The 15,381-nt window shown below is 65.2% G+C and carries 16 protein-coding genes; 8 read left to right on the top strand and 8 right to left on the bottom strand.

Annotated elements, in window-relative coordinates:
- A partial coding sequence (locus VFZ97_18220; protein HEX6395376.1) for a hypothetical protein occupies positions 1–902 on the bottom strand: 902 nt, incomplete at its 3' end.
- Here VFZ97_18220 and VFZ97_18215 point away from each other — a divergent pair.
- Complete coding sequence (locus VFZ97_18215; GenBank protein HEX6395375.1) at positions 880–1,494, top strand: L,D-transpeptidase family protein; 615 nt, start codon at positions 880–882, stop codon at positions 1,492–1,494. The two genes, VFZ97_18220 and VFZ97_18215, sit on opposite strands and share 23 nt — an antisense overlap.
- 131 nt (positions 1,495–1,625) lie before the next feature.
- On the opposite strand, the gene VFZ97_18210 is transcribed toward VFZ97_18215, so the two are convergent.
- The 4 genes from VFZ97_18210 to VFZ97_18195 all read right to left on the bottom strand — a co-directional run bounded on the left by VFZ97_18210 (position 1,626) and on the right by VFZ97_18195 (position 4,773).
- A complete protein-coding gene (locus tag VFZ97_18210; GenBank protein HEX6395374.1) occupies positions 1,626–1,913 on the bottom strand; it encodes a MoaD/ThiS family protein in 288 nt (95 codons plus the stop codon).
- A 19-nt stretch (positions 1,914–1,932) separates the two neighbouring features.
- On the bottom strand, positions 1,933–3,048 hold the full coding sequence (locus VFZ97_18205; protein HEX6395373.1) for a hypothetical protein: 1,116 nt from the start codon (positions 3,046–3,048) through the stop codon (positions 1,933–1,935).
- Between the two features lie 88 nt (positions 3,049–3,136).
- Positions 3,137–4,279 (bottom strand): transglycosylase family protein, encoded by a 1,143-nt coding sequence (locus VFZ97_18200; protein ID HEX6395372.1) that lies wholly within the window; start codon positions 4,277–4,279, stop codon positions 3,137–3,139.
- 53 nt (positions 4,280–4,332) lie between these two features.
- Positions 4,333–4,773 carry a hypothetical protein gene (locus tag VFZ97_18195; GenBank protein HEX6395371.1) on the bottom strand — a complete coding sequence of 147 codons (441 nt, stop codon included), beginning with the start codon at positions 4,771–4,773 and terminating at the stop codon, positions 4,333–4,335.
- Positions 4,774–4,786: 13 nt separating this feature from the next.
- Between VFZ97_18195 and VFZ97_18190 the strand changes: the two genes are divergently transcribed.
- Positions 4,787–5,524 (top strand): hypothetical protein, encoded by a 738-nt coding sequence (locus VFZ97_18190; protein ID HEX6395370.1) that lies wholly within the window; start codon positions 4,787–4,789, stop codon positions 5,522–5,524.
- A 31-nt stretch (positions 5,525–5,555) separates the two neighbouring features.
- Here the strand turns inward: VFZ97_18190 and VFZ97_18185 are convergent, their stop codons facing one another.
- Positions 5,556–6,335: an alpha/beta hydrolase gene (locus VFZ97_18185; GenBank protein HEX6395369.1), complete on the bottom strand. Its 780-nt coding sequence runs from the start codon at positions 6,333–6,335 to the stop codon at positions 5,556–5,558.
- Between the two features lie 14 nt (positions 6,336–6,349).
- Complete coding sequence (locus tag VFZ97_18180) at positions 6,350–7,576, bottom strand: cytochrome P450 (GenBank protein ID HEX6395368.1); 1,227 nt, start codon at positions 7,574–7,576, stop codon at positions 6,350–6,352.
- A 289-nt stretch (positions 7,577–7,865) separates the two neighbouring features.
- Here VFZ97_18180 and VFZ97_18175 point away from each other — a divergent pair, with 289 nt between their 5' ends.
- The 6 genes from VFZ97_18175 to menC all read left to right on the top strand — a co-directional run bounded on the left by VFZ97_18175 (position 7,866) and on the right by menC (position 13,457).
- Positions 7,866–8,561, top strand: coding sequence for a hypothetical protein (locus VFZ97_18175; protein ID HEX6395367.1), 696 nt, complete (start codon positions 7,866–7,868; stop codon positions 8,559–8,561).
- A gap of 10 nt (positions 8,562–8,571) precedes the next feature.
- Complete coding sequence (locus tag VFZ97_18170) at positions 8,572–9,417, top strand: class I SAM-dependent methyltransferase (protein ID HEX6395366.1); 846 nt, start codon at positions 8,572–8,574, stop codon at positions 9,415–9,417.
- A gap of 192 nt (positions 9,418–9,609) precedes the next feature.
- On the top strand, positions 9,610–10,650 hold the full coding sequence (locus VFZ97_18165; protein HEX6395365.1) for a glycosyltransferase family 4 protein: 1,041 nt from the start codon (positions 9,610–9,612) through the stop codon (positions 10,648–10,650).
- Between the two features lie 31 nt (positions 10,651–10,681).
- Positions 10,682–11,143, top strand: coding sequence for a hypothetical protein (locus VFZ97_18160; GenBank protein ID HEX6395364.1), 462 nt, complete (start codon positions 10,682–10,684; stop codon positions 11,141–11,143).
- A gap of 30 nt (positions 11,144–11,173) precedes the next feature.
- Positions 11,174–12,304: a M20 family metallopeptidase gene (locus VFZ97_18155; protein HEX6395363.1), complete on the top strand. Its 1,131-nt coding sequence runs from the start codon at positions 11,174–11,176 to the stop codon at positions 12,302–12,304.
- Positions 12,305–12,344: 40 nt separating this feature from the next.
- The gene (gene menC / locus VFZ97_18150) at positions 12,345–13,457 is read left to right on the top strand and encodes an o-succinylbenzoate synthase (GenBank protein HEX6395362.1); all 1,113 of its coding nucleotides are present in this window, start codon (positions 12,345–12,347) and stop codon (positions 13,455–13,457) included.
- Between the two features lie 18 nt (positions 13,458–13,475).
- Here menC and VFZ97_18145 read toward each other — a convergent pair whose 3' ends face one another.
- Complete coding sequence (locus VFZ97_18145) at positions 13,476–15,365, bottom strand: acyl-CoA dehydrogenase family protein (protein HEX6395361.1); 1,890 nt, start codon at positions 15,363–15,365, stop codon at positions 13,476–13,478.
- Between the last annotated feature and the right edge of the window lie 16 nt (positions 15,366–15,381).

Genomic DNA, 15,381 nt, shown 5'->3' with positions numbered 1-15,381 from the left:
TAGGCGTGAACCGACCATGACGTGCTCGGCGGGTTGGTCACCGCGTAGCGGCAGTTGAAGCCCGACGTGTCATCGGCGGCGGCGGCGGTGTTGTCGTTGCCGCCGTATACGTCCTGCGGGACCATTTCGTAGATCGGGAAGCGCTCCTGGTACAGGGTCCGAAATATGGTGAGCACGTCGCCCACGACACCGGCATTCACCACCATCGCTCCAGTGTGAGATGTTGAGTCGAAGGCCCAGTAGCTCATATGGATCATCCGCAGCTGCGAAGGCGGCAAGGGGCAACCCGGGCGCCAGGTCGACGGAACATCGGCCGCAGTCACGGCGCTGACGTTGTAAGCGAATGCCGGAGGGTTGGTCACCGCCGGCAAAGTCGTCGTCGACTTGGTCGTAGGCGGAACTGTCGACGGGACCGTAGATGTCGACGAGGTCGTGGTCGCGACATTGGCTGCCGACTCATTCCGAGCCGAAGCCCGGCGGTCACCAGACGACCCGCACGCACCGACCGCGAGCACTACGACGGCCACGAGCGCGTACCGTAAGGGGGATAACCGGGAGAGAGTCGAGGCGGACATGACCAGAACGCCGGCCAAGCCTAGACGGCTGTCGTCTTTGGTCTTCGTCGCGGCCGCGTCGATTTCTCTATCCCTCTCTGCGTGCTCGAGTTCCATACGGTCGAGTGCAAGTGCAGCAGCGCCATCCAAGTCATCGTCGACCGCGGCGACCACTTCGAGCACCGTGCCAGCAACGACGACGATCCCGGCGACTATCGCCACTACGAGCACATCGACGATCGGGCGCCCGACCACGACGGTCTCGCGAACGGCAACGACACCCACGGTCCAGCGCAGCACGACTCCAACGGCTTGCGCTCCCTCTTTGGCCGGGGAGCTTTCCTCCACGGGGAACTCTCGGCAGCTAGTCACCGTCGAGGGCACCGGGTACACAACCCAGACCGCGACAGTGACGCTCTGGCAGCGGTCGGGCGGCTGCTGGTCGGTCGCCGGCGGCCCGTGGAGCGGGTTCATCGGTTACAACGGGTTCTCCGACCACAAGCGGGAGGGCGACGGAATGACCCCTACGGGCGCATACGGTTTCGGTCCCGTCGTGTACGGCAACGCAGCAAACCCTGGCGTACACGAGGCCTACCACCCGTTGGTGTGCGGTGACTGGTGGGATGAAAATGCGTCGTCCGGGGCTTACAACACCTTCCAGCACGTCGCTTGCGGAAGCACTCCCTCTTGGGCGTCCGGCAGCGAAGCCTTGTGGACCGAGACCCGCGCGTACCCGAGTTTCGCGGTCGTCGACTACAACGCCGGCCCGATCGTCCCCGGCGCCGGTTCCGCGATCTTCGTGCACGCTTCTACGGGCGGTCCAACGGCCGGGTGCGTGAGTGTTCCCTTGGGCGACCTCGACACGTTCCTGCGCTGGATGCAGCCGTCGGAGTCGCCTCTGATCGTCATGGGCCCGGTGAGCGAGATCTCCAGGTTCTGATCGCTGCGCAACAGAGACGCGTTCTGGGCGTGGGTTTCGCTGTCCGGGCGTGGAATTCGACCTCGCGCAGCCTGTTTTCATACCCAAAGACGCGACTTGCGCCCGAAGGCGGACGCACCCCGTGCGTACGGTCAGCCGCCGGCGATCGCTCCGATCACGTAGAACGTCTCCTCACCCGCCGCGACTTTGTCGGGAAGCGGCGCGTCAGGCGACTCGTGGGAGATGTCTTCTTCGCAAGCGTAGAAGCGGACGAACGCACGGCGCTTCCCACCGTCGTGGTCGCGAATGGTTCCCCGGAGCACCGGGTAGCGGGTTTCGAGTGCGTCAAGCACCTTGCGCTGCGTCGCCGGCTGCTCGACGTCGACCTGAACTTCGCCGTTCACGCCGGCAAGATTCTTCAGGTGCGCTGGGAGCATCACGCGGATCAAGGGTGCTGCCTCAGGTCAGCGTCTGGACCTCGACCGACAGCACCGACGGCAGGTCGCGGACTATCGGTCTCCAGGTGTCCCCGCTATCGGCCGAAGCGTAGACCTGACCGCCGGTCGTCCCGAAGTACACACCGCATGATTCCATCTGGTCCACGGCCATCGCGTCTCGGAGCACGTTGACGTAGCAGTCGTCTTGAGGCAAGCCATTCGTCAATGCTTCCCACTCGTCGCCACCGGTCCGGCTTCTGTACACGCGGAGCTTGCCGTCGGGCGGGTAGTGCTCCGAATCACTCTTGATCGGCACGACGTACACGGTTTCCGGATCGTGTGAGTGGATCGCGATCGGGAATCCGAAGTCGCTCGGTAGGTTGCCGCTGATCTCACGCCAGGTGTCGCCACCGTCGTCGCTGCGCATAACGTCCCAGTGCTTCTGCATGAAGAGGGTCTCAGGGCGCGACGGGTTCAAGGCGATCCGGTGAACGCAGTGACCAACCTCGGCCTCGGGATTCGGGATGTGCTCCGAGCGAAGCCCTCGGTTCACCGGTTCCCAGCTCTTACCGCCGTCGTTCGTGCGAAAGACTCCCGCGGCAGAGATCGCGACGAACATCCGGGAAGGATCCTTCGGGTCGATCACGATCGTGTGCAGGCACATACCGCCCGCCCCCGGAGCCCAGTCCGGACCGGTGCCATGCTGGCGCAGCGCCGGCATCTCTTCCCACGTTCCCCCTCCGTCGGTTGACCGGAACAGAGCAGCGTCCTGCACCCCCGCGAAGACGGTGTCGCGCTCGAGCGGCGACGGCTCGAGATGCCACACCCTCGTGAACTCCCACGGTCGAAGGCTGCCGTCGTACCACTGGTGGGTGCCGACTTCGCCTTCGTAGGAGAACTGGTTGCCCACCGGGTTCCAGGTTTTGCCGCCGTCGTCGGAGCGCTGGATCAGCTGGCCGAACCAACCCGTGGACTGGGACGCGTAGAGGCGATCGGGATCCACCGGCGAAGCCGAGACGTGGTACACCTCCCAACCGCCGAAAAAGGGCCCCTCCACTTTCCAATCCCGCCGGCCGCCGTCAGCCGTCAGCACAAAGGCCCCTTTGCGGGTGCCAACCAGAACCCGGACAGCGCTCATCGAGCCTCCTTGTTGGGTTTGTCGCGAAAACCGTCTACCACGCAAGACGTAGGACCGGCCCCGGATTCATCGGCGGGGCTCCGGCCAGTCAGCTCAGGCCAAGTGCGGCGGAGCAGGCTGGCCATTGGCCCCACCCCGACTCGGCCTGGAGCTTCTGCGCTGCGGCATCCTGCATCGCCGGGGGGCCCAGGTCGGGCCTGCCGGGGAAACCGAGGTCCGTCCACGTCTGCTGGCTGAACTGGTACGCACCGTAATAGCCGTTGCCAGTGTTGGCCTGGTAGTTGTCCGAGGACTCGCATTCCCGAAGCTGAAGCCAGACACCGCCGGCTCCGCCGTCCGTGCTCTGCGCCGCTGGAGCCGGTGCAGGCGCTGCCGTGACCACGGGAAGCGTGGTTGATGGAACCACTGCCCGCGGGAGCGTCGTAGGTGGCGCTGCGGGAACCGGTGGAGGTGTAGACGCGACGGTCGCCCGCACCACCGCCACCAGTCCGCCGTTCACCGGCAGACCCTGCACGGGCGATTTGGCCTGGGCCGCGAGCGCGGCAGCCTTGGACTGGGCCTGCTGTTGGGCTTGCGCAGCCACCAGGCTGGTGAGCTGCGCCTGCAGGCCGTCGAGACGCGCCTGGTCGGTGGAGGCCTCTGCAAGTGCCGCCTGCCGGGACTGACCGACCTCCGCCAGGGCGGCGGACGCTGCAGTCTGCTGCGCGGCGAGCTGAGCCTGGGCGGCCGATAGCTCCCGTCGGCTCGTCCGGTACCGGTCGACCGAGTCCTTCAGGTCGCCAGAGGCGACCGAGACGTATTCGGCTCGAACGGCAATATCCGGACCATGATCGGACGGCAACACGCTCGGAACCCCGCTGTAGGCGCCGGTGTAGCTGCTGATCGCCTGCTGGCGAAGCTGCAACGAGATCGCGGCAGTCTGGGTACCGAGCGACTGGACCTCCGCGATGGCGGATCCCACCTCGTGGGCTAGGGCCCCGGCCTCGAAGGTTGCCCGGTTGTAGGCGACGGTCAACTGGTGGATGCGTTGTGCGCTCGCCACCACCGTGGCCTCGAGCGACGCTATTTGTGCCCGGGTTACCGAGATCTGGTCCGCCGATGCGCTGGGCGCGCCGAAGCCCAAGGCTGCCGGCAAAGCCGATCCCGCCAGGGCGAGCGGTGCGGCCAGCAACGCTGCGGCGACAGCCCGCCGGCGGCGGTCGCCTCGATGGACGCTCGGAACGAGTGCCAAGACGGGAACCCACGCTAGCGGGGCTGTGTTGCCCGAGTCCAGCACCAATTGTCCTATTTCCGGGCCGCCGGGCGAAGGGCACTCGGGTCCGCGACAATGAACCCGGTGTTGGAGCGGGCACTGGGGGCTGCGGTTTCGATCCTCGCGATCGGCAGTCTGGCCGGCGCGGCCGCCTTGAGCTCCACCAGCGGGAGCGGGCCGGCACATCCCGTTCGAGTCGCCTCCGGTACGACCACGACGCAGCCGTCTACCACGGCCACTCCGCCGTCGACCGCCAGTGCCACAACTACCACCGTGCCGCCCACGACGGTGCCACCGACCACCAGCACCGCTGCGCCCTCTGCAACCGCGACCCTCGCCGGCTGCCCGGTGCCTCCCAAGCCCGGGCCGACCCAACCCTCCCCGCCGACGTGGCATCCGGCCACGCTCGTTCCGGACTCGGCGCTCCCCCCGGTGCAGCCACCCGCCCCGTGGCACAGCTCCATCGATGCCATTGCCGGCAAGGGCATGTGGGTCTGGCAGTGGTCGCAGACGGACGGCGGCAACCCGCAAGCGGTCGTGGCTCAGGCGGTTTCTGCAGGCTTGCACCAGCTTTGGGTCAGAGTCGGGGACTCTAAATACGGCTTCTACGGCGCCGGCGAACTCCAGACGCTCGTGCCGGCCGCCCACGCCGCCGGCCTGGACGTGGTGGCGTGGGGATTCCCGTATCTCTACGACCCGGTCGGGGACGCCAACTGGACGGCGCAGATACTCGCCTGGAGGGGACCGGCCGGCCAGGCGGTCGACGGCTACAGCGCTGACATCGAACGTCCGAGCGAGGGGGTCGACCTGACCGCCCAGCGCTCCGCCGTGTACCTGCAGAACGTCCGAAAGGCCGCCGGGACGGTTCCGGTTATCGCCACCGTCTACCCGCCTCTTGACGCCTATTGGAGCGGCGGCTACCCGTATTCGACGATAGCCACGTACGTCGACGCGTTCGCCCCGATGGTCTACTGGGAATGCGTCGACCCCGGGGCAGCAGCGCAGTCCGCTGTCCAGCGGCTCTCGACCCTTCGCCCGGTGCATGTCATTGGCCAGGCGTTCAACATGGCCGACGTCGGTGGTCGGGTGGTGCCCCCCAGCGCATCCGAGATCAACGAGTTCCTCGCCCAGGCCCACCGATACGGCGCAGTCGGGGCTTCGTTCTGGGTTTGGCAGTCAGCAACCCCCGAGGAGTGGGCGGCTCTCTCCGGATTCCGTTGGTGACTGAGAATCCACTCGCCGGCTCGAACCGCGTTCAGCCGGTCGGAGTGTGACCTTTCGGGGTGTGCTCGGACAGGAAGCTGCTGATTCGCTCGGCCGTTTCGGAGTGCCGCTCCGGGCCGGCCCACTTGTAGACCAGTTCGGCGTAAGGCGCCAGCTCCGCGATCTCTTCGGCGGCGGCGGTCGGATGAAACTCGTCGTTGCCGGCGAGTATGAGCATCGGCACCGTACATTGCCGCACGAAGTCGCGATCGACCGAGAAAACGAAGTCACCTCCGAACATGCGGTCGCGAAACGCGCTCACGGTGTCTTCGCTTGCGCCGATACCTTTGGCGCGCAAACCGGACGCCCACTGGTCGAACATCTCGATAAACAGACGCCGGTTGTCCGCAGTCAACCCGATCGGATTCTGCAGCACTGCCGCGGTGACCCGCCCGGGAGCACGCTCACAAAGCGCAAGGGCGTACGAGGACCCGATGCAACCGCCCATCGCGTGAGTAGTCGACCGATTCAGGTCATCGAGGAGAGCGATCTGATCGTCGCTGTAGGTCTGCCATCCGTCGCCCGGCCCAACCGGGCCGCTTGACCCACCGGCATTGCGCTGGTCCATCGAGATCACCTTGAACTGATCGGAAAGCACCTGCCTCGGATCGATCCATGGCATCGGTACGCCGGGCTCACCTGGGCGCTCCGACCACAACCGCGCTACAGAGTGCATGCCGCCGGGTGCGAACAGGATCAACGGGTAGGCATCGGCCGGGCCGTGGACGTCGTACTGGATCCGCACGCCGCCGGGGCGTTCGAGGACTGGCATTGGTCCGACGATACCTAGGCCGTGACTTGTCGGCGCTGCGACGGCGTGAATTCGATCATCAGCTTGGTTGGGCCGAATATCCCGCCCAGCGGGGACCGCCACTCCGCCGGCTCGGCCATGCGCATCCCCGGCATCGCTGCGGCAAGAAGCGGGAGCGCCTCCTGCATCTCAGCTCGTGCCAGATTCGCCCCCAAGCAGTGGTGGGCACCTCCACCGAAGCCGACGTGAGGTTCCGGCCTGGTGGTGTAGATGTCGAAAGCATTCGGGTCGTCGTACACCTTCGGGTCGTGGTTGGCACCCGCAAGCGACAACGACACGAGCGTGTCCTTGGGAATGAGCCAGCCGTCGATCTCGATGTCCGTTGTGGTGACCCTCGGCACGACGGACACGACGCCGGCCACACGCATCACCTCGTCGACGGCTTGCGGCGCCAACTCGGGCCGCTCGGCCAACGCAACCCAGTCATCAGAGTGATCGGAGAAGATCGACATCGCCATGCCGAGCTGGTTGCGGGTCGTGTCATAACCAGCGAAAAGTAGCCCGCCGAGCAGGGACATGAGCTCGTAGTCATTGAGCCGATCGGAGCCGTCCCGTGCCGCGATCAGCTCCGAAACGAGGTCGTCCTTTGGGTTCTTGCGCCTGTCTGCGACAAGGTCGGTCAGGTACGCCGCAAGCTCCGACTGCGCGCTCTCGACCTGGGCTCGGTACTGAAACAGCTCGAGAGACAGGAGATGGGTGAGTGAATCACCCCAGCGAGAGAACAGGGGATAATCCTCGCGTGGGACACCCATGAGATGAGCAATGACCTGAACCGGGTAGCGGTCAGCGAATTCGCTCATGAACTCGCATCTTCCCGTCGGGACGAAACCGTCCAACAGCTGTTCGACCAGCTCTCTCATGAACTCCCGGTGGCCGTCTGCGGCTCTCGGCGTGAACGACCGTGAAACGAGCCGCCGGATGCGGGTGTGATCCTCACCCTCGAGTCCCAGAAGGGAGGACGAGGCGAGATCGTACAGGGGTCCGTCGTTGACGCCCTGCAGCCGGAGCAGGTGCAGCAGTGAGCTATGCAGCAAGCGGTCGCGAAGGAGGTCGTGAACCTTGTCTCGGTCGACGACCGAAGCGCCCAGCGGGGTGCGGAACACCGACGCCTGCTTGCGAAGCTCAACCACTCTCGGCTCGGGGTCCGCCATGAATTCGGGGTCAAACAGATCGAGATAAGGAGCCTCGGACAGCGACCGCACTTCCGCATCTTGCCGCCGAGCGGATGTGTGCCACAAGCCCGGGTGGTAGACCGTGTCCGTCGGATCCCTTAGCCTGAGATCGCGGATCCCGAATGAAAGGCGGCTGATGTTTTCAGGCTGGAGGGAGAAACGCGTCACGCACGGCCGAGCCACTGACGGCGGCTGGGGGCCGCCCTACCCTCCGCCCGACCCGTTGATCCCGGCGGCGCCCAATGTTCCTGCGCCGGGTCCGCCGGACCGTTCAGTGATTCGGCACACCCGACGCAGGCGACATAGCGCAACCGCGACCATGTGGCTCATATCTGCGGCGGCATTCGGCGCGGCAGCGCTCGTCGCTCTGGCGGTGTTGACGACCGGCCTACCGTCGATTGGTCACCCGCATCCACAACGGACCGCGCGCGCGGCGACCAAGGCTCGGTCTACAACGCCGGCGCCTGCCATCAAGAAGTCATCGTCCCGTAGCGCGCAGTCTCCACACAGTTCGACAACGACCCCTCCTGCGGCTGACGGACAGAGCGCGAGCAGCCGCTCGACGCTCACGGCGGTAAACGCGATCATCGACGAGACGGGTGCCGGTCGCGAAAAATTGATAACCGCCATCGACGCGGTCGAGTCGTGCTCGATGCAACCCTCGGATGGCGAGGCTGCAGTCGGCCAAGTCGTCACCGAACGCGAGCAAGGGCTCAGCGACCTCAATCGATTGGACAAGGTCGAGTCAACCCCGCTCGCTGACCGTTCGCTAATCCAGAGCCTGATTGCAGTGCTCAACGACTCGGTCCAGGCCGACCGGGCGTACGTAGCCTGGATGGCGGACATAGCCGGAGGCGGTGTGACCTGCGGAGCCAACCCGATGAGCGATGCGAACTTCGCCGCTGGGCAAGCTTTCTCGACCAAGGCGGATAGCGACAAACAGGTATTCGTCGAGGCTTGGAACCCGCTCGCCGGACAGCACGGATTGGCCACCTACCAGCCTCAAGACTTCTAGTCTTTGCGCGATGCCGATTGCCAACGAGGAGCAGGCTGAGTTCTGGGAAGAGATGGCGGCGACCTGGATCGAGATCGAGGAGCGGATCGAGAGCACCGCCGCCGAGCCGGGCAGGAGGGCGTTTGGCGCGCTCAACCCTCGGCCTGGAGAACGCATTCTCGACGTTGGTTGCGGAACGGGCGGCACAACTGTTGCGATCGCCCGAATGGTGGAGCCGGGCGGCCAAGTGGTCGGCGCCGACATCGCATCCGAGATGCTGGTCAAGGCGAGACAGCGCGCTGATGAGGCGGGGATGTCGAATATCGAGTTCGTTCACGCCGATGTCCAGACCGAGGACTTCGGGGAGATGAGGTTCGATGCGGCCTTCTCTCGATTCGGGGTCATGTTCTACGCCGAACCGGTTCTCGCCTTTGCAAACGTTCGACGATCGCTTCGCCACGGCGGGCGACTCGCTTTCGCGTGCTGGCAACACATCTTCGCCAATGAGTGGATGTTGGTACCGGGCATGGCAGTGATGACAGCGACGGGAACGCCCCCACCGATGCCGGCAGAAGGCGAGCCGGGACCGTTCTCGCTCGCCGATCCGGAACGCGTGAACTCTGTGCTCCGTGATGCCGGTTTCAGCGAGGTAGTTATCGCGCCCTACAACGACACGCTGGTCGTACCGGAGGATGAGGTTTCCCGATACGCCGCGACGAGCCTGAGGGTCGGAGCGGCGCGCGACGCATTGAAGGATGCCGACGAGGAAACTCGGCAGCGGGCCGCCGAATCCGTCGACGCCGCGCTGCGAGAACGTTTGGTCGGCGGAGAAGTGAGGCTGACCAGGGGGTACCTGATCGCGAGCGCCTCCGCCTGATGCGCTGATACGGCTTGACCAGGGGCTTTGTACAACTCTGGCGGACTCGTACCTGGCCGGAGCGATCTCGGATTTCGGGGGGGTTAGGGGAAGACTACCGTGCAGGAGTAGTTCTGCCGGGGCCACCGGACCGGGGTTCCGGCGAAGTGCATTCGATGAAGGGCAGATCCGAATGAGCGAGAACACAGGTCCATGCGAGTTGCGATAGTCGCCCCGCCTTGGGTCGCAGTGCCTCCGAGCGCCTACGGGGGGATCGAGATCATGCTCGACACTCTCGCGCGAGGTCTCGATGCGGCCGGACATGACGTAACCCTGTTTACGACGGGAGACAGCACCTGCCCGGTCAAGAAGGCCTGGCTTTTCGAAGCGGCTCGCGGCATCGCCACTGCGGGACCGTCGGTCGAGTTGCGCCACGTCATGTCCGCCTACGACGTTGCCCGCCAATTCGACATCTTTCACGATCACACGCTGACAGGGCCCGTGTACGCGGACCGCTTCCCGTGGCTCCCGGTTGTTACCACCAACCATGGTCCATTCCTGAGCGAGCTCGGACCGATTTACCAGGCGATCAGCAACCGCGTTCCGGTCATCGCCATCTCTCACCATCAAGCGTCCACCGCGCAGGGAGTCAACCTCGCCGGAGTGATCCACCATGGCGTCGACCTCGCCGGTTGGCCGGTTGGCATGGGTGGCGGAGACTACGCGGTCTTCCTCGGACGGATGAACCCGGACAAGGGAGTGCACCACGCCGCGAGGGCAGCAAGGTCCGCGGGCATGCCCTTGAAGATCGCCGCCAAGATGTCCGAGCCGGCCGAAATGGCCTACTTCAACGACAGTGTCAAACCGTTGCTCGGCGGCGACATCGAGTACATCGGTGAAGTGAATAGAACCGAAAAACTTCAGCTCCTCGGCGAGGCAACGTGCCTCCTCAACCCGATCGACTGGCCCGAACCGTTCGGAGTGGTGATGATCGAAGCGCTCGCCACGGGCACCCCTGTGATCGCCGCGCACGTTGGTTCGGCACCTGAAATAGTCGACGATGGGGTCACCGGAATACTTGCCCACGATCAAAGCGACCTGGTCGAAGCGCTGCAAAGAGTCGCCGAACTCGACCGGTTCGCGTGCCGTAAGGCTGCGGAAGATCGCTTTTCTGCGGAGAGGATGGTCGCCGAGCACGTCGCCGTCTACGCGCAGGTGTGCGAGGAACGTCGCCGGGCCACGAGGCATCGCTGAAACGCGAGTTGCAGGCTGCGAGAATTCGGGCATGCCCCCGAAATATGAGTACGTGCCGCATCCACACATCGCCGTCCACAAATTGCAGGGTCCTGCGCGAACCATCGACCAACGACGGATCAATCATCCGAACCCGATAGTCCGGTTCAACGCGCGCCTGGGTCTTGGCATCACTGTTGTCGTGGGCACTATGTGGTGCGCCTACCTCTTTACCGTCATCGCCTTGTTGAGCGCGCCGTCGGCCTTCAAATCGGGGAACCTGACGATCATCATCGCCTGGATATCGTCGAACTTCCTCCAGTTGATTCTCTTGCCGATCATCATCGTCGGGCAGAACATTCAGGCCAAGGCGTCCGACAAGCGAGCGGAGGACACCTACAAGGACGCCGGCGCCATTCTCCACGAAGCGATGGAGATCCAGAAGCATCTAGCCGCACAGGACGAGGAGATGGAGCGGATCCTGAGCCTCGTCAAGAGTGGATCTTCTTCGTAAGGCCGGCAGAGGGTCACTAGGGTCTGCACTATGGCAACCGCCGAAACGTCAGCGGTAGAGGTGTTCCGGAAAAAGACGCCGGCCATGCTCGAGCAGCTGTCTTTGTTGGTGAACGCCGAATCCGGGTCGACGGATCTCGACGGGATCGGCGCTTGCGCCGACATCATCCGAGACCTCAGCGCTGACCTGACCGGAAGAGCTCCGGAGAGAGTCGACACAGCCGGCCGCATCCATCTTGTGTGGCGGCCGGGTCCGGACGACCGGCCGCCGGCGGTCCTCCTTCTCGGGCACTTCGATACGGTCTGGCCACACGGAACCGTCGCCCGATGGCCGTTCGCCTTCGACGACGAGCGAGCGACCGGCCCTGGCGCGTTCGACATGAAAGCTGGAATCGTCCAGATGTTCCACGCCCTCGCGCACACGGGATCGCCGGAGAACGTCGCCTACGTGCTCACCTCGGACGAGGAGCTCGGATCTCAGACGTCGAGGCTGCTGATAGAGCAGATCGCAGAGGGGGCGACCGCGACCCTGGTGCTAGAACCGAGTGCGGACGGCGCGCTGAAGGTGGCACGCAAGGGGACCTCGATGTACGAGATCGCGGTCGAAGGGCGCGCCGCCCATGCTGGGCTCGAGCCCGAGAACGGCGCGAACGCGACCGTCGAGCTCGCCCATCAGATACTGGCGGTCACCCAGGTGGCACGGCCCGATATCGGGACCACCGTCACCCCGACGGTCGCGTCTGGAGGAACGACGACCAACACGGTGCCTGCGAACGCGGTGGTACACGTGGACGTTCGCGCCGAGACCCAGGACGAACAGGACAGGGTCGACAAGGAGATTCGGTCGTTGCGGCCACACGTCGACGGAACAAGGCTGATCGTATCCGGGGGGCCAAACCGGCCTCCGTTCTCGAAGGACGCATCGGCATCGTTGTTCGATGAAGCCCAGGAAGCGGCTGCGACGCTCGGCCTGGAGCCTTTGCGCGGCGAGGCCGTCGGAGGAGGCTCGGACGGCAACTTCACCGCCGGGTTGGGCGTCCCGACTCTCGACGGGCTCGGAGCGGTCGGTGGGAAGGCCCACGCCGAAGGCGAGTGGGTGCACATTCCGTCGATGGCCGAACGGGCCGCCCTGCTGGCGGAACTGATTCGCCGCCTGACGTGACTCGCCAGGGTGTCTTGGACCTACCGAAGAGAGGTTCCCGGTGAAGTTTGACGCAGTTGATCTGATCCGGATCGAGATGCCTCTGGTCTCGCCTTTTCGAACGTCGTTCGGAACGCAGGCCTCCCGCGACATCCTCTTGGTGCACGTGACCGGTCCGGACAGCGAGGGCTGGGGGGAGTGCGTCGCTATGAACGAGCCCGCCTACTCATCGGAGTACGTCGAGGGGGCACAGCAGGTGATCAGCCAGTTCCTTTTGCCGCGACTCTGGGGCCGGGCGGACCTCACGGCTGAGCAACTCCAGATCGTTCTCGCCGGAGTGAAGGGGCATCCGATGGCCAAGGCGGCGGTTGAAATGGCGATCCTCGACGCCGAGCTGTCCGCACGAGGCGAGTCGTTCGCGGCCCATCTCGGCGCGGTGGCCGAATCGGTTCCGTGCGGCGTGTCGGTCGGGATCACGGGGAGCGTGTCCGAGCTGCTGGACGTAGTCGCCGGCTACTTGGCCGATGGATACCTTCGGGTCAAGCTGAAGATCGAGCCGGGTTGGGACATAGAGCCGGTCCGCGCGGTGAGAGAGCGCTTCGGGGACGACCTGCTGCTACAGGTCGATGCGAACACTGCCTACACGCTGGCCGACGCCAGGCATCTGTCGAACCTCGACCCCTTCGATCTCCTACTCATCGAGCAGCCGTTGCCGGAAGACGACATCGCCGGCCATGCGGCGCTCGCAGGATTGTTGCGAACGCCGATCTGTTTGGACGAGTCGATCACGTCCGCTCGAGCCGCGGCCGACGCCATCTCGCGTGGGGCGTGCTCGGTCGTCAACATCAAGGCGGGACGGGTGGGTGGGTACCTGGAGGCAAGGCGCGTTCATGATGTTTGCGCGGCGAGCGGAGTGCCGGTCTGGTGCGGTGGGATGCTCGAGACCGGGCTGGGCCGCGCCGCCAACGTCGCGCTCGCAGCCCTCCCGGGGTTCACACTGCCGGGGGACACGTCCGCGTCGGACCGCTACTGGCGGACCGACCTGACGCCACCTTTCGTCCTGGACCAAGGACGGCTGCACGTGCCTTCCGGCCCCGGGCTCGGGGTCCGGCCGGACCCTGAAGTGCTCGACTCGGTGACCACCTCTGTCGAAACGATCCGCTGGGGTAGCTGAGACTCCTGACCTCCGGCGTTACTGACTTGCAGGTGGGTTGCCGGTGGCGTCGATCATGGGGCCGTTGCCCGAGGGGTCGAGGATGCCCTCCTCGAAGAAGGCGTAACGGCCGTCGAGCACGTGCATCGCCGCCTCGTATTCGGTGTCGTCATCGTTGTGCCATAGGTCGTGAAAGGCTTGGTCGACCCTTCTGCGCGCCTGCCGGCAGAAGAGGTCGGCGAGGTCCTCGGGGGCGCCGTCAGGAGCGGATCCACCGGCGAGCATCTTCGCCCGAACCACGACCGCGCTCATCGCCCAAAGGTCGGCGCCGATGTCGACCACCCGCCCGAGGAACGCCTGCTTGCGCTCCATTCCACCCTGCCAGCGGGCCATGCCGTAGAACGTGTTACGGGCCATCTTGCGGGCGGAACGCTCCACGAAACGCAAATGTGTGCCGAGCCGTCCGAACTCGTCGAACGACTGCGGATTGGTCCCCTCGCCGACGGCCAGTTGCGGTAGCCAGCCGGCATAGAACCGGCTCGCCGATGCAGCCGCCTTTGCCTTCGCTTGCAGGCCCGCCTCCGGGTCGATCAAACCTCCGGCCACGCTCAAGTGCTGATCGACCGCTTCGCGCGCGATCAGCAGCTTCATGATCTCTGAGGATCCCTCGAATATCCGGTTGATGCGCAGGTCGCGAAGCGCCTGCTCGGCGGCGATCCCGCGCTCCCCTCTCGCCCGAAGCGACGCCGCAGTCTCGTACCCGCGCCCGCCACGGATCTGAACCAGCTCGTCCGCGACCTTCCACGCCATCTCGGAGCAGAACAGCTTGGCGAGCGCGGCCTCGATCCGGATGTCGTTGCGTTCCTCGTCGGCCATCAGCGAGGACAGATCGGACACCGCCTCGACCGCGAACGCGCTGCCAGCCATGAAGGCCAGCTTCTTGGCGACCGCCTCGTGTTTCCCCACTGGCATCCCCCACTGCACCCGTTCGGCGGACCATTCGCGCGCCACCTTCAAGCACCACTTGACCCCGCCCACGCACGTCGCGGGCAGAGAGAGGCGGCCGGTGTTGAGGGTCTGAAGCGCGATCCGGAGCCCCCTGCCTTCTTCTCCGATCAGGTCCTCCCGGGGAACGCGAACGTTGGTGAAGCGGGTTACCCCGTTCTCGATTCCCCGCAAGCCCATGAACGAATTGCGGTGCAGCACTTCGACTCCGGCAGCATGAGCGTCCACGACAAACGCACTGATCCCGCCTCTGTGACCATCCGACCTTGGAACCATCGCCATTACGACGAGGAGGTCGGCGATGACGCCGTTGGTCGTCCAGAGCTTGACTCCGTTGAGGACATATACAGATCCGTCCTCTGCCGGCGTCGCGGTCATGCTCATTCGCGCAGGGTCGCTGCCAACGTCCGGTTCGGTCAGCAGGAAGGCGCTGATCTTGTCGGATGCGACCTGCGGGAGGTACTTGCGTTTCTGCTCTTCCGACCCGAAGATCTTCAACGGCTCGGGGACTCCGATCGACTGGTGGGCCGAGAGAAGCGTCGGGATGGCGGGATGCCATGTCGACGCGAGCGCCAGCGCCTTCCCGTAGTAGAGATGGCTGAGTCCGAGGCCGCCGTACTCGGCGTCGATGTTCATTCCGAGGGCGCCGAGTTCCTTGATGCCCTTCACCACGCTGTCGGGGATCTTGGCGTCCCGTTCGATCTCGTACGGATCGACCCCTTCCTCGAGAAACGCGCGCAACTTCGAGAGGAACTCTTCCCCGTGCAAGCGGTCGCGCTCGCTCGGGACGGGGTGGGGATGGATCAGGTCGAGTCTGAACCGCCCGAGGAACAGCTCCTTGCCGAAGCTCGGCTTCTCCCACTCTGTCTGGCGTGACTGCTCTGCCAGCTCGCGGGACTGCTTTTCGGTCACCGGTTCGGGCATCGGCTCTCTCCCGTGT

Source organism: Acidimicrobiales bacterium (assembly GCA_036378675.1).
In the GTDB taxonomy this organism is placed as follows: Bacteria; Actinomycetota; Acidimicrobiia; order Acidimicrobiales; family Palsa-688; genus DASUWA01.
This window is presented reverse-complemented; position numbering and strand designations above follow the sequence as displayed.